Below are 18,241 nucleotides of genomic sequence, written 5' to 3' on the forward strand. Positions count from 1 at the left end.
TTTACATTCTTTTAACTCTACCTCCAAAAACCCTGCTTTCATCAACACGTTCTGGGTTACCATAAATATAAATATCTCCTCCTGCTCTAACTTTGGCATTTACCAATGTTTTTGCATTTACGTGCGCTTCTCCTGCTGCTCGTATTGATACATCTGTAAACTCTGTTTTAAGGTCTTTACCTTCGTAAATGCCACCTGTATAAATAGATATATCTTGGTGTTTTGATAGACCTGTGGCTACAATATTTGAACCTGTAACAGATCTTATATTAGCATAGGTAACATCGAGATCTAATTTAATTTTTCCGCCTTCTTGCGCATTTAAATCAATTTCAAATTGTTTAATGGTGTCTTCTGAATGTACTTTTGCGCCTTCATTAACATCTACAACATCTACACTGGTATAGTATAATTTAACTTTGGTTTTATTACCGTTAAAAATTTCATTGAAGCCCATTTTTATCTTTAATGTGCCATTTTTATTATTTACAAGAACTTCATCATTTAGCTTACCTGATATTATAATTTTGTTTACATCGGATTTAATAAGTTCAACTTCTATTAAATCGTATATTTTTAATTCGGTAAATTCTCCAACTGTTTTTTCTATTGGGTTTTGAGAAATCCCCACTGTTGAAATAAGTAATATTAGAATTGTTGTTAAGCGTATCATTTGGTATATTTTTATAATTTTTATTAAAACGTAAAATTATCAATAATCATTCCTTTGTTTATTAGTTTTAGGAAAAATTTATAATAGTTTTTTAACGTGTTTAAATTATTGAGACACTTTTACAGCTGTTCCTGTAACTGAAACAAGAATATATGTTGTGTCTGGTAAGGTTTCAAAATCTATATCAATTCCCACCACAGCATTAGCTTGAAGCTTTAAAGCGTTTTGTTTTAACTTTTGAAACGCATCCTCTTTAACTTCATTAATACTATTTTCTAAAGATTCTAAAAACTTTTCAATTTTAAATGAAAAGGATGCCTTTCTGTTATTTGCTCCTACACCGGAAACAATACCTAAGTAGTCTACAATTTTATACCCTTCTATAGTGTTTGTTGTTGTTAAAATCATATTTTTATTATTATAGATAATTAGTATAGAATTTAGTAGAAATGTTACAACCTAAAATAAACTCAATAAACATCATAATTCTTTTGATTGGTGTTATAAATCTTGTTTGCTTATTAAATTAAAATCTAGATGTTTTTTAACTAAATCTGTGTTCTTAACTTTTACAACAACCTCATCTCCGAGCTGATACATGATTTTATTATTTCTACCTATCATAGCGTATTGGTCTTGATCAAAAGCGTAATGATCGTCTTTCATGTCGCGAACACTTACCATGCCTTCACATTTATTTGATATAATCTCAACATAAATTCCCCAATCGGTTACTCCTGATATAACGCCTACAAATTCTTCATCTTTATGATCTTGCATAAACTTGATTTGCATATACTTAATAGAATCCCGCTCTGCTCTTGTAGCTAAACCTTCCATATTACTAGAATGGTTGCACTTATCTTCGTAAGCATCTTCATTTGCTGATTTACCACCATCTAAATAGTGTTGTAATAAACGGTGTGCCATAACATCGGGATAACGACGAATTGGCGATGTAAAGTGGCTGTAATAATCAAATGCTAAACCGTAATGTCCGATATTATGCGTCGTGTATTCCGCTTTACTCATGCTACGAATAGCCAAAGTATCGACTAAATTTTGTTCTTTTTTTCCGTTTACTTCTTTTAATAAATTATTTAATGAGGCTGATGTTGTTTTACGGTCTTTAAAATTAAGTTTGTAACCAAATTTAGAAACAATGCCTTGTAAATTGGCAAGTTTGCTATCATCTGGTTCATCATGAACTCGATATACAAAGGTTTTTTTAGGGTCTTTTTTTCCTATAAACTCCGATACTTTTCGATTAGCTAAAAGCATAAATTCCTCAATAAGCTTATTAGCATCTTTACTGGTTTTAAAGAATACGCCAACTGGATTAGCATGTTCGTCTAAATTAAATTTTACTTCTACTTTATCAAAAGAAATAGCGCCTGAACCCATACGTTTTCCACGCATAATTTTAGCTAATTCATCCATTTTAAGAATGGCATCAGCTAATTTTTGATCTGTTTGATAGTCTTTTCCTGTTAATGAAACTTCTGCAGGTATATGGTTTGTTTTAGATTCTATAATGGCTTGTGCTTCTTCGTAAGCATATCGGGCGTCACTATAGGTAACTGTTCTACCGAACCATTGGTTTTTAATTTCTGCTTTATTATTCATTTGAAACACTGCAGAAAATGTTAGCTTTTCTTCGTGTGGACGTAATGAACAAGCCTTGTTTGATAACACTTCTGGAAGCATCGGTACAACACGGTCTACTAAATACACCGACGTGGCGCGTTCGTAAGCTTCATCATCTAATACAGTGCCTTCTTGTAAATAATGTGACACATCGGCAATATGTATGCCTATTTCGTATAATCCATTATCTAAAACTTCAAAAGATAAAGCATCATCAAAATCTTTGGCGTCTTTTGGATCTATGGTAAAGGTTAGGTCTTTACGCATATCGCGTCGTTTAGTAATCTCTTCTTTTGTAATGGTTGTATCTAAATTATTAGCATAGGCTTCAACTTCATACGGAAACTCCATAGGTAAGCCATATTCTGCAAGAATAGCATGTATTTCTGTGTTATGGTCGCCTGGTTTTCCAAGAATTTTAATTACTTTTCCATAAGGCGAATCGGCTTTTTCTGGCCAATCTTCTAGTTTTACTAATACTTTATCGCCATCTTCAGCTTTAAGGGTTTTATTAATGGGTACAAAAATATCTTTGTACATTTTATTACTATCCACCACTACAAAAGCAAAATTCTTTTTCTCTTGTATTTGAATAACACCTACATATTCACTTTTTTCTCGCTTAATTATATGTGTTATTTCACCTTCTAATTTACCTCGTTTTCTACGTTTATAAACATAAAATTCTACTTCATCACCATTCAATGCTTTATTGATATTATTGGATGCTATAAATACATCATCATCAAAATCATCACAGATAATATAACCATTACCTTTGGCAGCTAAATCTAATACACCGGTATGGTATTCGGTATTTATGATAGCTTTGAATTTACCACGCTCTACTTCTTCAATTTCTTGCTTGCCTTGTAAATCGCGTAATTTTTTTATGATTTGGTTTCTACTACTGGCATCGTTAACACCTAATTTAGCAGCTATTTGTTTGTAGTTAAAACTTTGGTTTCTTTCTTTTTTTAATATACTTAAGATGGTATTTGTTAAGTTGGAAATGCCTTTCTTTTTGGACTTCCCTTTTCTTTTTCTTGTCATTTAATATTTAATCATATTGAATTTCTAAAGTTAATCGAAATTCGGTTATTATATAGCGTTGTAAGTGGAGAAGTTGCGCTATTTGTTTTGGCAAAGCTACAATTTTAATATTAAACTTGTGTTTCGTTAAGATTAAATCATAAAAAAGGCTTACAAATTAATGTAAGCCCTTTGTTTTTTAATATAAATCAATTACTCTATAACTATTTTTTTAGCAGATTTTCCTTGGCTGGTTTCTACTTCTATAAAATAGATGCCACTTTTTAAATGACTTGTATGTACTTTTAATTTATTAGTGGAATAAATATATTGCCCTAAAGTATTATAAATACTTACTTTTTGTAATTGAACTGAAGTATCTAATTGAATTGTAAACTGATTATTTGCCGGATTTGGATAAAAATTAAACCGTGATGTTGTAAGTTTATCTACAGATAAAGTAGCATCCACTGCACTTACAATTCTTCCTTGACTTTGTAAAGGCATATACATTCTATTACCGATTAATGCCACATCTCTAAAATTTGCAAAAAAAGGCATTCCATTATTCATATCCTCATAAGTGGTATTTTGGGCTACTGTAACTAAACTTGCTAACCCGTTATCTAATTCTATTTTTTTTACTTGAAAACCATCAGCTACATATAATTCATTTCCATTTTTAAAAATCCCTCTATTAAAGTTCAATCCATCAACAACAGTTTCAACACTTGGACTATTTACTGTAGTATCTACACTATATATTTTTTGGTCATCGGTTATTGATATTAAAAGATTGTTATTATGAAGTATTATATCTTTAACAACACCATCATTACTAATATTAGGTACCATATTAACAGCAGAAGGGTTAGATTGGCTAATATCTAGTTTATCTATATGAGTAAAAAAGGGCTCAAAAGCTGGAGGATTAATTAATGTTTCTGAAGAAAAATAAAGCGTATTTCCATCTATGGTTAATGCGCTAATATATTCCATAATACTATAAATAACTTCAACAGGTGCTGCTAGATTATTTAAGTCTAAAGATACTATTCGGCTACCTAACCATGTATCTGTAGCTTCTATATAATTTTCTTGTGCTATATATAACTTAGTGCCATTCATAACTATATTGGTTATAAAAAAATCGGTTTCGGAAGTATATATGATATTTGCTACTGAGCTAGGAGCTGTGGTATCTATTCTATAAATGTTATTAAATCCATAAACATACAAATCTGTACCATTAACAAAAACACCATTTGGATCATCTAAACCAGAAATATAATCTTCTGTATTAGGTTGAGCATAGGTACTTAAAAAAAATAAAAAAAATGTAAATAACGTGAGTAGTTTTGTTTTCATAAAATAAATATTAATGTAGTTAATTTTAATTTTTATGTAGATTAAACTATTTATTCTACCATAAGTTTTTTAGAAACCTTTCCTTTATTTGTTTCTATTTCAACAAAATACATACCAGGAGATAAATTATTGATTTTTAATATTCTATTCTTGTCTGATATTAAAAACTGCCCTAAACTATTGTAAATATTAACATTCTGTAATTGTAAATTATTAGATAATTGTATTGTAAACTGATTATTTGCCGGATTTGGATATAAACTTAATTGAGATACTGTAAATTCATCTATTGATAATAAAGTACTTAAATTATAAACTTTAACTTGACCTGACCATGAATTATTAGCAACTGCTCCTATAGCTAAAACATTACTATTAGCTGATATAGATAAACTATAAGCTAATAAGTCGCCTGCTGCTTCTCCATTTATATCACTTCCTAACTGGTTCCATACCCCAGATTGGTTTTGATATATTCTTACATGCCCTGAATTATTTCCATTTGCATCATTACCTGTTGCGCCTATTGCTAAAATAGTTCCATCTGATGATAAACTTACTGTTCTTCCTGATTGATCATTTTCAGCTTCACCATCTATAACGCTTCCTAATCGTACCCAAGTATCCGTAGCATAATATTCCCAATAACAATCATCATATAAATAATAACCCCAATAATCATAAACAGCATAACAGTTATAATGCCAATCGTCTATAAACTCTAGTTGATACACTTTTACATGACCAGAATTATTACCATTACCATCATTATATGGAGCACCTATTGCTATTGTTTTTCCATCAGCTGATAAGCTTACACTCCCTCCAAACTCATCTCCTTCGACTTCACCATATATACTATTTCCTATTTGAATCCATTCACCTGATTCATTTTTAAAAACCCGAACATCTCCTGAATTATTACCATTCCAATCATTACCTGTTGCTCCTATAGCAACCGTTGTTCCATCGGCTGATAAACTGATATGATTTCCTGATAAATCGCCTGCTGCTTGACCATCTATATCATTTCCTATTTGCGTCCAAACGCCTGATTGATTTTCAAAAACCCGTACATGACCCGATTCTATGCCATTATCATTATTATAAGGTGCTCCTATAGCAACTATATTACCATCTGATGATATACTTACACTTCTTCCTGATTCATCTTCAATAGCTTCCCCAATAATATCATTCCCTATTTGTGTCCAAACACCTGATTGATTCTTATAAATTCTAACATGACCTGAATTGTTTCCTGTACTATAATTTTTTGGAGCTCCGATTGCTATAATACTTCCATCTTCAGATAAACTCACACTTTTCCCAGATGAGTCAGATTCAATTTCGTTTTCTATATCTAATCCTATTTGTGACCATATTCCTGATTGATTCTCAAAAACTTTAACATAACCAGAATCGCTAGATCCAATAGCTAAAATAGTTCCATCTGCCGATAAACTTATGCTTTCTCCTAAAGCATCATCAGCTGATTCTCCTACTATATTATTTCCTATTTGAGTTTGGCTAAATAAAAAAATGGGGCATACTAAAACAAGTAATAGATGTTTCATAATTTTAAAATTTAGTTGATTTTAAAATTATATATTTTTTATATGCATTACAATACCAAATATTGGGTATATTTTAAATCAAAAAATAGACTTATCCACATTATATATTATAATATCTATTTCTTTTTAAAATTTAAAAAATTAAATGATGCTTATTATAGGTTGTGAATAGCGGTATAACTTTTTTAAGTTTTATTTTGATATGTTTTTTATTGAATGTTGTTGATATGAAATTAACAAGATTTAAAACCTTAACTTATTTAATTTTAAGTTATTCTAAAATACTATTAACAATTGTTAAAAACCCTTATTAACAACAATTTTTAATAAGTATTGAGTTTATTTTAACTCACAACTATACATATTAGTGCTTATAACTTAACCAAAAATTTACATTAACTTATTTGCATGTTACATATATGTTATGGATTGAAAAATTAAATGGATAATCCTAATTTTAGTTTTAAAAAACAATAAACACTTATTAACAAGTAATGAATATGATAATACATATTGTTGTTTATAATAATAAGTTTTTTAATTAGAGTTATCATTTAAAATTGTCATTCTTATGAAGACGGGAATCTAGATCTTAATTTGTTACCTTTGTTAAATCAAATAAATATAAATATATAAAATGACAATTTCAATAGGAAATGATCACGCTGGAACAGAGTATAAATTTGCTATTAAAGCACTATTAGAATCTAAAGGAATTATTGTTAACAATTACGGAACCGATGCTAATGATAGTGTAGATTATGCAGATTTTGTACATCCTGTTGCTGAAGATGTTGAAACCAATAAAGCTGATTTTGGAATTTTAATTTGTGGTAGCGCAAATGGTGTGGCTATGACAGCTAATAAACATCAAAAAATACGTGCTGGTTTATGTTGGAACAACGAAATAGTTGAGTTAATAAGGCAACATAATAATGCTAATATTTTATGTATACCTGCAAGGTTTACTGCTATTCCACAAACATTAAAAATGGTAGAAACATTTTTAAATACCGAGTTTGAAGGAGGTCGTCATCAAAACCGTATAGATAAAATCCCGTTATCTTGTTAGAAGATGGGACACCATCATTCTCATAATCACTCGCATACACATTCTGATTTAAAAAGGCGGAATCTTTTTATATCTATTTTACTTAATATTTTAATTACTGTTGCCCAGGTTATTGGCGGATTATTATCTGGTAGTTTAGCTTTATTAAGTGATGCCTTGCATAATTTTAGCGATGTTATTTCGCTTATTATAAGTTATGTTGCTAATAATTTATCAAAAAAGAAAGCCTCTTTTCAAAAAACATTTGGTTATAAACGCGCCGAGATTTTAGCTGCTTTTATTAATGCTGCAACTTTAATTGTAGTGGCTATTTTATTGATTATTGAAGCCGTTAAACGTTTTCAAAACCCACAGGATATAGAATCTAATTTAGTGATTTGGCTTTCTGCAGTTGCTATTTTAGGAAATGGATTTAGTGTACTTTTATTAAAAAAAGATTCTGAGACTAATATGAATATGAAAAGTGCTTACCTTCATTTGTTAACCGATATGATGGCTAGTGTAGCGGTTTTAATAGGTGGTTTATTAATGAAATATTATCAATTGTATTGGGTTGATAGTCTACTAACATTCATTATTGCATTGTATTTAATTTGGATGGGTTTCGATTTATTAAAAAACTCAACCAAAGTATTGATGTTGTTTACTCCAGATACTGTTCCTATTAAAAAGATAGTAAACGAAATAAATGCTTTTGAGCGTATAAAAAATGTACATCACGTTCATGTATGGCAATTAAATGAAGATGAAATTCATTTAGAGGCGCATATTGATTTTAATGAAGATATAACCCTATCGGAATTTGATGATATTTTACATGATATAGAAGATTTGGTGTTTAATAAATATGATATAAATCACGTAAACATTCAACCTGAATTTGGTAAGGATGATGTAAAAGATGTTATTGTTCAGGATTAAAAAACTCATAATGATTTATTATGTTAGAAATTAAAGTTAAATCTTTTGAAGAACTCACCAAACAAGAGTTGTATGATATATTACAATTACGAAGTGAAGTATTTGTAGTAGAGCAAGATTGTGTGTACCAAGATATAGATGGAAAAGACCAAAAGGCGTTACATATTATAGGTTATAAAAACAAAAAATTAGTAGCTTATACACGTATTTTTAAACCTGGTGATTATTTTGAAGCTTCTAGTATTGGCAGGGTAGTTGTGGCTAAAAATGAACGTCAATTTAAATATGGCTACGATATCATGCAAGCTTCAATTAAAGCTATAAAAAACCATTATAACGAAACACTAATAAAAATTTCCGCGCAATGCTATCTTAAAAAATTCTATACTAATTTAGGTTTTGTATCGGTAGGTAATGAGTATTTAGAAGACAACATTCCACATATAGCTATGATAAGAAAACACTTAACGCATTAAAGCAAATTTACCTCTTAAAACTTCTCCTGTATTTAAAACAATTTCATACCAATAACTATCGCTAGATAAATAAGCACCATTAAATGTACCATCCCAACCTTGAGAATTTGCAGGTAAAAATTTTAAAAGCTTTCCATGACGATTGTAAATAGTAATATTGTTAATACTGTTTGAATTATCTAAAACTTGCCAAATATCATGTTTACCATCGTTATTTGGGGTAAAGTATTTTGGAATAAAATAATTGCCATTACTTATTATAATATTGAAATTTGATTCGTTGCTATAACAGTTTTCTTCATTATAGATATAAATAGTTTGAGAGGTTGTAATAACATCTCCAACATTTAATGATGGCCCTATACCACCAGATTGTGTAAAATAATTACCATTATTAAGTATTGGCAATGTATAACTTACACCTATAAAATCATTTAAGGAATCAACTGGAACAGCATTAGCACAGGTGTCAGTAGAATTTACATAGTTGGAAAACGAAGTAGGTTGCCAGGTTAGGTGGTTTCCATTGGGGTCATCAACAACAACACAGTCTAGGTCTGGATTCAAATTAAAATTCATTAAAAGGATATTATTATTGTTTCCATTTCTAATATTTAAGCGACATAATTGGTTGTTGCTACAGTTTAAGTCTGTTAGGTTAGAGTTTTGAGAAAGATCTAACTCGGTTATTGCATTATTAAAACATATTAAAACATCTAAACGATTATTAGTAGCAAGGTTTAAACTGGTTAATTGGTTTTGTTCACAGGATAGATAAGATAAATTTGTGTTTGTGCTTACATCTAAATTTGATAATAGATTATTACCGCATTGAAACCTGTTTAATACCGTATTATTAGCAACATTAAGACTTGTTAATTGGTTTTGCTCACAAATTAAAACAGTTAAGTTTTGGTTGGTTGAAATGTCTAAAGCAACTAAATTATTGTTTTCACATCGCAGAGAAATTAAACCTGTATTTTGAGTGATATTAAGGTTTGTTAATTGATTGCTAAAGCACCATAATCGTACTAAATTAGATTGATTGGTTACATCTAAATCAATTAATTGATTGTTGCTGCAATACAATTCGATTAGGTTGGTATTTAGAGAAATATTTAAAGCGGTTAACTGATTATCAGAACAATCAAGATTTGTTAATGCTTTAAAATCTTCAATACCAGTGAGGTCAGTAATGTTCATTCCTGCAACATCCAGATTTGCAAGGCTGCTTATATTAGTGGTTAATATAAAATCATCTAAAGGTCCAGAATCTAAACCTAGATTTATTAATGCTTGTTCAAAATTATCGTCTGGAATAAAGGTGTTTTGACAAAGTGTTTTTGTGCTTATTAAAGCCAAACAAACTAATAAAAAACATGTTTTGTTGAACATAGGTTTTTAATTAGCACCGCCAACATAGGTAATTAGAATTTCTACACGTCTATCAAATTTAGGATCGCCACCAAGAGGAAATTTTCGGCGTAACCCTAAATGACGCATACGCTTTTTATTAACACCTTTTTTCACAAAATAGTCATAAACATATTTTGCTCTTGCTTCGGATAAATTACGTTTTTTGGTTTTTCTATCTACCGCATCCCTGGTCATTTGCGTACAACACACATGCCCTTGTATGGTAAAATAAATATCTTTTCTTTCTACAAGCGCTTTGGCTATATTAGTTAGTATTTTTTTGGACTCAGGGGTTACTGTGGCGTAACCGGTTTTAAATAAAATATCTTTAAAAACTATTTTATCACCTTTAGCACCTTCTTTTATTAAATCTATAACCCCTTTTTCTTTAGTAACTGGAATCTCAACAGCAGGAGCTTCTTTTATTGGTTCAGGTGCCTTGGGTTTTACAATAATTTCAACTTTTCTGTTTAAACCCCTTATTTTTAAAAGGTTTTTTTCCTCAACGATTTTAAGAAGTATTTCACCTTTACCATCTACATTTGATATTAAACCCTCACTTATTTCATTATTAGAAAAAATAGCTTTTATGGCATCTGCACGATGTTGCGATAGTTTTAAATTATAAGTATCAGCACCAATATCATCACAAAAACCAAATATGGAAATGGATTCTATATCCACATCTGTTAAAGTAGAAATAAATAAAAGCAGCCTATTTTCTTCAGTATTGGGCACATCGTACTTATCGGTTTCAAAATAAACCTCGTGTGTTAATTCTTTTTGAGAAAAAGCAAACACACTATTAAGCGCTATTAATATTAATACTAATAATTTATTCATAGTAGGATCATAGAATAGGTGTTAAATATACTGTTTTTTAATCTAAAACCATGCCACTTACCGCCAAGTACGGGTTTGCTTTAAAGCTTTTGTTCTTAAAAAGAAATACATCTTATTTTAAGTAATCTAGATAAGTAGTTGTATTGCTAAGTATTTCTGTAGCTTTTTTTATTTCAGAATCGTGTATCTTATAATAATCGTACAAACCTTCTCTATATACATATTGCTTAACAATATCTTCTGTTAATAATTTTAATAGATAGTCTTTGTTTTCATCTATAACACTTGTTTTAGATTGATTTAAATTTAACATTAAAACGTTAAAATCTGTTTCAATATTATCATTTAATGCTTCTTTTTTTGAAGTTTCAAAGGCTTTATAAAGCGCTTTTTCGGTTTCTGTTTTGAATGAAAAACCATTGGTTTTTAAATAGTTTTTAAAGTCTGTAAAATCGCTGTCAGAGAGTTTTAAACTATTAATGTCTTTTAAATTGTGTTTGTAATGGTAATCTGTAGCATAATTAAAAACCAAATCGTTATTAACAATCGCTTTTGTAATAGGTGAGTTTTTATTTGTACCCATAGTGATGTCGGGTAAAACACCTCCACCATCAAATACTTGGCGTCCGTTTTTAGTTTTAAATGCATTGTAATTTTCTTGTTTTACCCTAATAGCGTCTCCCTTTTCATCCCTATTCCAATAATCTAAAGACTGAATACATCTACCTGAAGGGGTGTAATATCTAGAAATGGTAATCTTAACCTGAGTGCCATAGGTTAATGGTTTAGGACGCTGTACTAAGCCTTTTCCAAAACTTCTAGAACCAACAATAACTGCACGATCTAAATCTTGTAATGCACCTGAAACAATTTCGCTTGCCGATGCACTATTACCATCCAATAAAATAACTAACGGAATTTCAGTATCTATAGGGGCTTTTTTTGTGTAATAGGTTCTGTTGTATTTTTTAACTTTAGATTTTGTAGTAACTACCAATTGGCCTTTCGGTACAAAAAGATTAACAATATTAATGGCTTCGTTTACTAATCCCCCTGGGTTTCCTCTTAAATCTAAAATAATACGGTTTGCACCTTGAGCTTTTAAATCGCGTAGAGCATAATTAGTTTCTACTGATGCTTTACGACTAAATCGACTTAAAACAATATATCCTGTTCTGTCATTTATTAATGAAAAATGTGGTACTGCTTTTATTTCTACTTCAGCTCTTTTTATTATTGCTGTTTGTACTTTTCCTTGACGTTTGTAAGTTACCTCAACAGATGTGTCTGGAGCGCCTTTAAGTAAATCGCCGGCATTTTCTTTATAGCTTTCAACTAAGACCTTTCCAACTTTAACAATTTCATCACCAGCTTTTAAGCCCGCTTTATCTGCTGGATAATCTTTGTAAGGTTCAATGACCACTAACTTATCTTTTAGGGTTTTTACTCTTGCGCCTATACCTGTATAATCCCCAGTGTTATTAATTCTAGCAGCTTCAACATCTTGCTCGTTCATAAAATTGGTGTACGGATCCAAATCTGCTAACATGCTTTTAATGGCAGTATCCATTAAATCTCCTGGATTGGTCTCATCCACATAATTCATGTTGAGCTCTTTAAATAATGTTGTAAAGATTTCTATTTGTTTTGCTATTTCAAAAAAATCATTTTTAAAGGCAGTTGTACTTAAAAATACAACGCAAGCTAATAGAGGAATTATGATTTTCTTTTTTAGTAAGTTTTTCATGCTGTGTTATTTTTTAGAAATTTTATCTAAAAACTTTTCAAATAAATTTTTCATTCTAGTTTCAACTTGTGCAAATGTGGGTTTGTCTTTACCAATGTACAAAATCATAAACGCATGTTGTGTTGTTAAATTGTTAAAAAAATCGGCTTTATTTAATCGGTAAGCCTCTCTCAACAAACGCTTTATATGGTTTCTATCAACAGCTGTTTTAAAATTCCGTTTGCTTACAGAAACCCCCGTTTTTGCTATAACTGAGCCTTCAAAAGTTGTTGGCATATACACTAAACGTAGTGGAAAAGCAGAAACGGATTGTCCTTCAGAAAATAATAGGTCAATGCGTTTTTTGCTTTTTAGCTTTTCTTTTTTAGGGTACGTTGCTGGCATAAACAATTTTATGGTTACAAAAGTAGCAATAACAATAATATTTTGTCCTCTTTTAAATTATCTAAATAAACCATAAAAATATGTAACAACAGGTTTTGGATGTTGTAATATGATAAAAATCATAGTTAAACCGCATGATTCATAGTAATTTTAATATTCTTAAAACTAATTAAATTATATGGGTTATGGGCGATTTAAATGTTACAAAGCTTAATACCAAAAAGGATAGAGCTAATTATATACACCACTTATTAAACGATATTAAGGCTTTAGATATGCTGATTGAAAAAGGGCTAATTGAAGAAGGGCCTTTGCGTATTGGTGCAGAACAAGAGTTTTGCATGGTTAATAATGCGTTTTTACCAGAAAGTAAGTCGTTAGAATTATTGAAAGATATTGACGACGACCATTTTACAACAGAAATAGGAAATTATAATCTTGAAATTAACCTAGACACCTTAGAATTAGGTGGCGATTGTTTTTCGAAATTACATAAACAATTAAAAGCCTTGTTGGATAAAGCAAAAAAAGCTGCTTCAAAAAAGGGTATCAAAATTATTTTAACAGGTATTTTGCCGTCGTTATCTGTTAATAATGTTGATGAGCACAGTATGACAGATGTGGAGCGTTATTCGGTTTTAAATGAGGCTATTAAAGACAGACGAAGCAAAAGTTTTGATATTCATATAAAGGGTGTTGATGAACTTAATTTACTGCATGACTCGGTTATGTTAGAGGGTTGTAATACGAGTTTTCAAATGCATTTACAATTATCGCCTAAAAACTTTGTAGATAATTATAATTGGGCTCAAGCTATTGCTGGACCTATTTTGAGCGTGTGTACAAATTCACCTTTATTATTTGGAAAAGAACTTTGGAGCGAAACCAGAATTGCCCTATTTACACAGAGTATTGACACCAGAGCGAATTCCTATTTATTAAATGAAAAACAATCCAGAGTCAGTTTTGGAAATGCATGGCAAACAGGAACAATTACCGATATTTTTAAAAACAATATTTCAAGGTTTAGAAGTTTTTTAACAACAGATTTTACTCGAGATAGTGTTGAAATGATACATAATAATGAAACCCCAAAATTAAGAGCGTTACAGTTGCATAATGGCACTGTATATCCATGGAACAGGGTTTGTTATGGCGTTATGGATGGTAAACCAAATTTAAGAATCGAAAACCGATATATACCATCTGGCCCAACCATTGTTGATGAAATTGCCAATATGATGTTTTGGGTTGGGGTTATGCTAGGGAAGCCCAAAACGTATAATAAAATTCATGAACAGTGGGATTTTAAAGATGTAAAAACAAATTTTTTTAATGCAGCACGTTACGGTATGGCTACACAATTTTATTGGGATGGCACATATGTTTCCAGTCATGATCTTATTTTAAACACATTACTGCCTATGGCATATAAAGGCCTATACCGTGTAGGCGTTACACCTAAAGATGCAGAATACTATTTAAAGATTATAAAAGATAGAGTGATAGAAAATAATGGTTCTGAGTGGATGGTTAGAAATTTTAGAAATTTATTAAAACACCGTAAACGTTACGATGCCGTGCAGTTGTTAACAGCTAAGATGTATGAAAAACAAGAAAAAGGATATCCGGTTTCTGTTTGGAGTATGCTGAACCCTTCTGATGATAGGTCTTTTAAAGCTAAACATGTGGTCAAGCATATTATGAGTTCAGATATTTTTTCGGTAGATAGAAAAGATAGTATTGATTTGGTTTTAAGCATCATGAAATGGAAAGGTATTCATCACATGCCTGTTATTAATAGAAATAGAGCGTTGGTAGGTTTAATAAGCTGGAAAGATGTAGAGGTGTATTTAAACCAACCCAAACAAAAACTTCAAAGTGTTTCAAAAATAATGAAGACGAATATTATAACCATTGACCAGTACAGCTCTGTTGAAACTGCTAAAAAATTAATGAAAGATCATGCTATTGGGAGCCTTCCTGTTGTTAAAGACGGAAAGTTAGTGGGCTTGGTTACCTTAAATGATTTTCTATAGATGATAGATGTTTACAGTAAAGCGCTAGATTATTCCATAATCATAAACAGAATGCTTGGTAAGATTGAAGGGGTTAGCTCTGGTCCTACGGTGGTTTTTTTTGGAGGTATTCATGGTAACGAAACCTCTGGTGTTTTTGCTTTAACAGATGTCTTAAAAGGTATAAACCCAGCTTATGTAAAGGGCACAATTTATGGTATTTCAGGAAATTTAAAGGCGTTAAAAAAACATCAACGTTATATAAAAGAAGATTTAAACAGGCTTTGGAGCAAGGCCCATATTCAAGCCATTAAAAGCAAAACAGATTTAAATGCTGATGAGGAAGAACTGTTGGAATTATTAGATATTCTAAATACTATTTTAGAAACCAATCAGCCGCCTTTTTATTTTATAGATTTACATACCACATCAAGTAAAACACGTCCTTTTATTACTATTAATGATGCTTTGATAAACCGAAAGTTTTCAAAACAGTTTCCAGTGCCTATTGTGTTAGGCATTGAAGAATATTTAAATGGCCCTTTACTAAGTTATATAAATCAATTGGGCTATGTATCCTTGGGTTTTGAATCTGGGCAGCATGACGATTTAAACGCAATAACAAACAGTATTGCTTTTGTTTATTTAACTTTAGTGTATTCTGGTGTATTAAATGAAGAAGCGGTTATTCATTTTTCTAGATACCATGAACTATTAAAGCAACAAGCCAATAACACATTTGATGTTTTTGAAGTGGTTCATGTTCATAGCATTCAAAAAAACGAGACTTTTAAAATGCTGAATGGCTTTGAAAGTTTTGAACCTATAAAAAAGGGAACACATTTAGCAATAAGTGATGCCGACCAAATTACATCGCCTTGTAAAGGAAATATTTTTATGCCCTTGTATCAAAAAAGAGGCGCAGAAGGTTTTTTTATTATAAAGCCTATAAAGCCGTTTTTTTTAAAACTATCTAGGGTTTTAAGACGTATTAAAACGGATCGTTTTTTAGCTGTTTTACCAGGTATTTCATGGATAAATAAAAACGAAGGGGTTTTGCAAGTAAATTTAACGGTGGCTAAGTTTTTTGCAAAAGCATTTTTTCACTTACTAGGCTATAGAAATAAACAAATTACTAGTACACATTTAAGGCTAAATAATCGAGAACGGGTTGCTAAAACAAATATTTATAAGAAGCAACCTTGGTATTGAGGTTGGTTTAACGGTTGTGTTAAGAGCTGTGACGACGATAGGAAATCATGCTTTTTTATCATGTGATACCAATTGTTTTTAAAAGTCATTTGCTGGAGTTATTGCAGCTGCAACCTCGGCACAGTTTAACCAAGATTCATGGCTTTGAACAATCATCCATTTATCTTTTTGTTTTTGAAGCGTTGCTGTCCAAATAAGCCGCCCACTGAATTCGGGTATCCTTTTAAGTTTCAACTTTAGTTTTACTGGAAGAGTGAATGTAACTATGTCCAGTGATAGGACCTTAACATGCCAGCTTTCAACTGTATTGTGTAATTCTTCAACAGAAGGCCCAATGTCTTTATAAGCTTTCCTAAGTTCAGTTAATGAATGCATTATACCATCTGTGATAAAAAATGAATTGGAAGTTTCTGAATAATAATTTAAGCCAGTTTCAAAGTCCAAGTTATTGGAGTATTCAAAGACCTTGCTTACAACCTCAGTGGCAGAATTAGTGATTTCTTGTATTTGAGCTTCTGTCAATTGATTTTCAGATCTAACACATGACTGGTTCAAAACACATAGTGTACTAATTATTATGAGTATTCTCATTTGCTATGATTATTAAAATTATGTAGCCTTTATTCAGGACTGGTTATAATGTTTTGTAACGGTTTAGCACTTACCTTAACAATTCCGAGAGGATTCGGACATAGTCAAACCCGCCGTAATTGCGGTTATACATTCTTGTAGGCTGTGCTTTATTTTTATTCGATTTTTACTTAGTATTACTAATTTCTAAAGACTTTTGTTTTATCCAATTAACTGAGATATCTATTGGTTCCGTTTTATTAGTATTATGTCCTAATGACGGAAATAAAACATATTCAAAAGGTTTGTTCTCTAATTTTAAAGCATTGAGATGTTCAATACACATTTTCACAGGAATCTGAATATCTTTTTCTCCGAAAAGCCAAAGACCAGGAATTGAAATATTTTTTAGAGTGTCTTTTGGGTCAGTAGCTTCAAATTGATATTTGTCGGGGTCGTTTTTGATGTGTTCACGTGCATTTTCTTCTGTATGATTATCCCAAAAATCTGTCCTCCCATTCGTGTAAAACTGAAATCTTAATTGTTCAAGAGTAGTTATTGTAGGACTGCTGAATAAAACCATAAACTCTACTAGCGGGTTTTTATTTGCAACAATTGGAATTATCCATCCTGCTTGACTTGCACCTATAAGTCCAATAGGTAAATCTTCGTGTTTTTTATGGATGCTGTTAACAGCAGAACTTGCGTCTTTTGCTAATAGATTTAGATTTTCAATACTAATATTATTCGTTCCTACTTCTGGTCCAGCATAAACCCCTCCAGATTCTCCAACTCCACGTTTGTCATAAGTTAGTACCATAATATTATTTTGGGCTAATAATTCAGCAAATCTTGTCATTCGAGGTACTTGGTCAGAGCCGTGAACAATAACAACTGCTGAGTGAGGGTGATTAGGACTATAAATTGTCCCTGCCAATTTAACTCCTTCACTTTCGAAAGTTACATTTTCGGTTTTTATAGAATTAATCAATTCAGTTTTTTCTGGAGTGGTTGTTGTGGTTTTTTGTTCAACGGATTTATTGCAACTAATCATAGCTACAAATAGTATTAGTAATAAAAGTCGATTTTTTAATTTCATCAAATAGTTTTTTGTCAATTATTTTTTAACAGAATTTTTAGTCGCATTGCTTACCGGTTACGCATATGGAAAGTTGCGTGTTTGTGTGCGGGGATTTTCCGAAGGAAAATCAGATGTAACAAAATCTCACTAAGCTTTAGTTAAGCCACTAATTTAGCATTATTTTTTACAGTGTTGGCATTGGTT

16 protein-coding genes are annotated in these 18,241 nt (G+C 30.9%); 5 read left to right on the forward strand and 11 right to left on the reverse strand.

The window, feature by feature from the left end; translation table 11 throughout:
- Window position 1: 1 nt before the first annotated feature.
- The 5 genes from ABD941_RS07695 to ABD941_RS07715 all read right to left on the reverse strand — a co-directional run bounded on the left by ABD941_RS07695 (window position 2) and on the right by ABD941_RS07715 (window position 6,297).
- Window positions 2-673 (reverse strand): head GIN domain-containing protein, encoded by a 672-nt coding sequence (locus tag ABD941_RS07695; RefSeq protein WP_345273529.1) that lies wholly within the window; start codon window positions 671-673, stop codon window positions 2-4.
- Window positions 674-778: 105 nt separating this feature from the next.
- A complete protein-coding gene (locus ABD941_RS07700) occupies window positions 779-1,081 on the reverse strand; it encodes a heavy metal-binding domain-containing protein (RefSeq protein ID WP_345273530.1) in 303 nt (100 codons plus the stop codon).
- Between the two features lie 93 nt (window positions 1,082-1,174).
- Window positions 1,175-3,373, reverse strand: a complete 2,199-nt coding sequence (rnr, locus tag ABD941_RS07705; protein WP_345273531.1) for a ribonuclease R — start codon at window positions 3,371-3,373, stop codon at window positions 1,175-1,177.
- A gap of 192 nt (window positions 3,374-3,565) precedes the next feature.
- Window positions 3,566-4,720, reverse strand: coding sequence for a T9SS type A sorting domain-containing protein (locus ABD941_RS07710; protein WP_345273532.1), 1,155 nt, complete (start codon window positions 4,718-4,720; stop codon window positions 3,566-3,568).
- A 50-nt stretch (window positions 4,721-4,770) separates the two neighbouring features.
- The gene (locus ABD941_RS07715; RefSeq protein ID WP_345273533.1) at window positions 4,771-6,297 is read right to left on the reverse strand and encodes a T9SS type A sorting domain-containing protein; all 1,527 of its coding nucleotides are present in this window, start codon (window positions 6,295-6,297) and stop codon (window positions 4,771-4,773) included.
- Window positions 6,298-6,934: 637 nt separating this feature from the next.
- Between ABD941_RS07715 and ABD941_RS07720 the strand changes: the two genes are divergently transcribed.
- From ABD941_RS07720 to ABD941_RS07730, 3 genes are read left to right on the forward strand one after another with little or no spacing between them, the layout of a single operon-like run.
- Window positions 6,935-7,369, forward strand: a complete 435-nt coding sequence (locus ABD941_RS07720) for an RpiB/LacA/LacB family sugar-phosphate isomerase (protein ID WP_345273534.1) — start codon at window positions 6,935-6,937, stop codon at window positions 7,367-7,369.
- A 3-nt stretch (window positions 7,370-7,372) separates the two neighbouring features.
- Window positions 7,373-8,290, forward strand: a complete 918-nt coding sequence (locus ABD941_RS07725; RefSeq protein ID WP_345273535.1) for a cation diffusion facilitator family transporter — start codon at window positions 7,373-7,375, stop codon at window positions 8,288-8,290.
- A 20-nt stretch (window positions 8,291-8,310) separates the two neighbouring features.
- The gene (locus ABD941_RS07730) at window positions 8,311-8,766 is read left to right on the forward strand and encodes a GNAT family N-acetyltransferase (RefSeq protein WP_345273536.1); all 456 of its coding nucleotides are present in this window, start codon (window positions 8,311-8,313) and stop codon (window positions 8,764-8,766) included.
- On the opposite strand, the gene ABD941_RS07735 is transcribed toward ABD941_RS07730, so the two are convergent.
- The 4 genes from ABD941_RS07735 to rnpA form a co-directional block, all read right to left on the reverse strand.
- Window positions 8,755-10,161: a T9SS type B sorting domain-containing protein gene (locus ABD941_RS07735; protein ID WP_345273537.1), complete on the reverse strand. Its 1,407-nt coding sequence runs from the start codon at window positions 10,159-10,161 to the stop codon at window positions 8,755-8,757. The genes ABD941_RS07730 and ABD941_RS07735 overlap by 12 nt on opposite strands.
- Before the next feature lie 6 nt (window positions 10,162-10,167).
- On the reverse strand, window positions 10,168-11,025 hold the full coding sequence (locus tag ABD941_RS07740; protein WP_345273538.1) for an OmpA family protein: 858 nt from the start codon (window positions 11,023-11,025) through the stop codon (window positions 10,168-10,170).
- A gap of 112 nt (window positions 11,026-11,137) precedes the next feature.
- Window positions 11,138-12,772: a S41 family peptidase gene (locus tag ABD941_RS07745; protein ID WP_345273539.1), complete on the reverse strand. Its 1,635-nt coding sequence runs from the start codon at window positions 12,770-12,772 to the stop codon at window positions 11,138-11,140.
- 6 nt (window positions 12,773-12,778) lie between these two features.
- Window positions 12,779-13,156: a ribonuclease P protein component gene (gene rnpA / locus ABD941_RS07750; protein WP_345273540.1), complete on the reverse strand. Its 378-nt coding sequence runs from the start codon at window positions 13,154-13,156 to the stop codon at window positions 12,779-12,781.
- Window positions 13,157-13,341: 185 nt separating this feature from the next.
- Here rnpA and ABD941_RS07755 point away from each other — a divergent pair, with 185 nt between their 5' ends.
- Window positions 13,342-15,195, forward strand: a complete 1,854-nt coding sequence (locus ABD941_RS07755; RefSeq protein WP_345273541.1) for a glutamate-cysteine ligase family protein — start codon at window positions 13,342-13,344, stop codon at window positions 15,193-15,195.
- Entirely contained in the window at window positions 15,196-16,386 is a 1,191-nt protein-coding gene (locus ABD941_RS07760) for a succinylglutamate desuccinylase/aspartoacylase domain-containing protein (RefSeq protein ID WP_345273542.1), read from the forward strand. It abuts the gene before it with no gap.
- Window positions 16,387-16,464: 78 nt separating this feature from the next.
- Here the strand turns inward: ABD941_RS07760 and ABD941_RS07765 are convergent, their stop codons facing one another.
- Window positions 16,465-16,941 (reverse strand): nuclear transport factor 2 family protein, encoded by a 477-nt coding sequence (locus ABD941_RS07765; RefSeq protein ID WP_345273543.1) that lies wholly within the window; start codon window positions 16,939-16,941, stop codon window positions 16,465-16,467.
- A 202-nt stretch (window positions 16,942-17,143) separates the two neighbouring features.
- On the reverse strand, window positions 17,144-18,055 hold the full coding sequence (locus ABD941_RS07770; protein WP_345273544.1) for an alpha/beta hydrolase family protein: 912 nt from the start codon (window positions 18,053-18,055) through the stop codon (window positions 17,144-17,146).
- Window positions 18,056-18,241: the final 186 nt, after the last annotated feature.

The organism is Flaviramulus aquimarinus, from assembly GCF_039543205.1.
Taxonomy (GTDB): Bacteria; Bacteroidota; Bacteroidia; order Flavobacteriales; family Flavobacteriaceae; genus Flaviramulus_B; species Flaviramulus_B aquimarinus.

Bases quoted from the DNA above. Each gene is read 5' to 3' on its own strand.
- ABD941_RS07695 (WP_345273529.1), bottom strand. From the start codon at position 673: ATGATACGCTTAACAACAATTCTAATATTACTTATTTCAACAGTGGGG.
- ABD941_RS07700 (WP_345273530.1), bottom strand. From the start codon at position 1,081: ATGATTTTAACAACAACAAACACTATAGAAGGGTATAAAATTGTAGAC.
- rnr (WP_345273531.1), bottom strand. From the start codon at position 3,373: ATGACAAGAAAAAGAAAAGGGAAGTCCAAAAAGAAAGGCATTTCCAAC.
- ABD941_RS07710 (WP_345273532.1), bottom strand. From the start codon at position 4,720: ATGAAAACAAAACTACTCACGTTATTTACATTTTTTTTATTTTTTTTA.
- ABD941_RS07715 (WP_345273533.1), bottom strand. From the start codon at position 6,297: ATGAAACATCTATTACTTGTTTTAGTATGCCCCATTTTTTTATTTAGC.
- ABD941_RS07720 (WP_345273534.1), top strand. From the start codon at position 6,935: ATGACAATTTCAATAGGAAATGATCACGCTGGAACAGAGTATAAATTT.
- ABD941_RS07725 (WP_345273535.1), top strand. From the start codon at position 7,373: ATGGGACACCATCATTCTCATAATCACTCGCATACACATTCTGATTTA.
- ABD941_RS07730 (WP_345273536.1), top strand. From the start codon at position 8,311: ATGTTAGAAATTAAAGTTAAATCTTTTGAAGAACTCACCAAACAAGAG.
- ABD941_RS07735 (WP_345273537.1), bottom strand. From the start codon at position 10,161: ATGTTCAACAAAACATGTTTTTTATTAGTTTGTTTGGCTTTAATAAGC.
- ABD941_RS07740 (WP_345273538.1), bottom strand. From the start codon at position 11,025: ATGAATAAATTATTAGTATTAATATTAATAGCGCTTAATAGTGTGTTT.
- ABD941_RS07745 (WP_345273539.1), bottom strand. From the start codon at position 12,772: ATGAAAAACTTACTAAAAAAGAAAATCATAATTCCTCTATTAGCTTGC.
- rnpA (WP_345273540.1), bottom strand. From the start codon at position 13,156: ATGCCAGCAACGTACCCTAAAAAAGAAAAGCTAAAAAGCAAAAAACGC.
- ABD941_RS07755 (WP_345273541.1), top strand. From the start codon at position 13,342: ATGGGCGATTTAAATGTTACAAAGCTTAATACCAAAAAGGATAGAGCT.
- ABD941_RS07760 (WP_345273542.1), top strand. From the start codon at position 15,196: ATGATAGATGTTTACAGTAAAGCGCTAGATTATTCCATAATCATAAAC.
- ABD941_RS07770 (WP_345273544.1), bottom strand. From the start codon at position 18,055: ATGAAATTAAAAAATCGACTTTTATTACTAATACTATTTGTAGCTATG.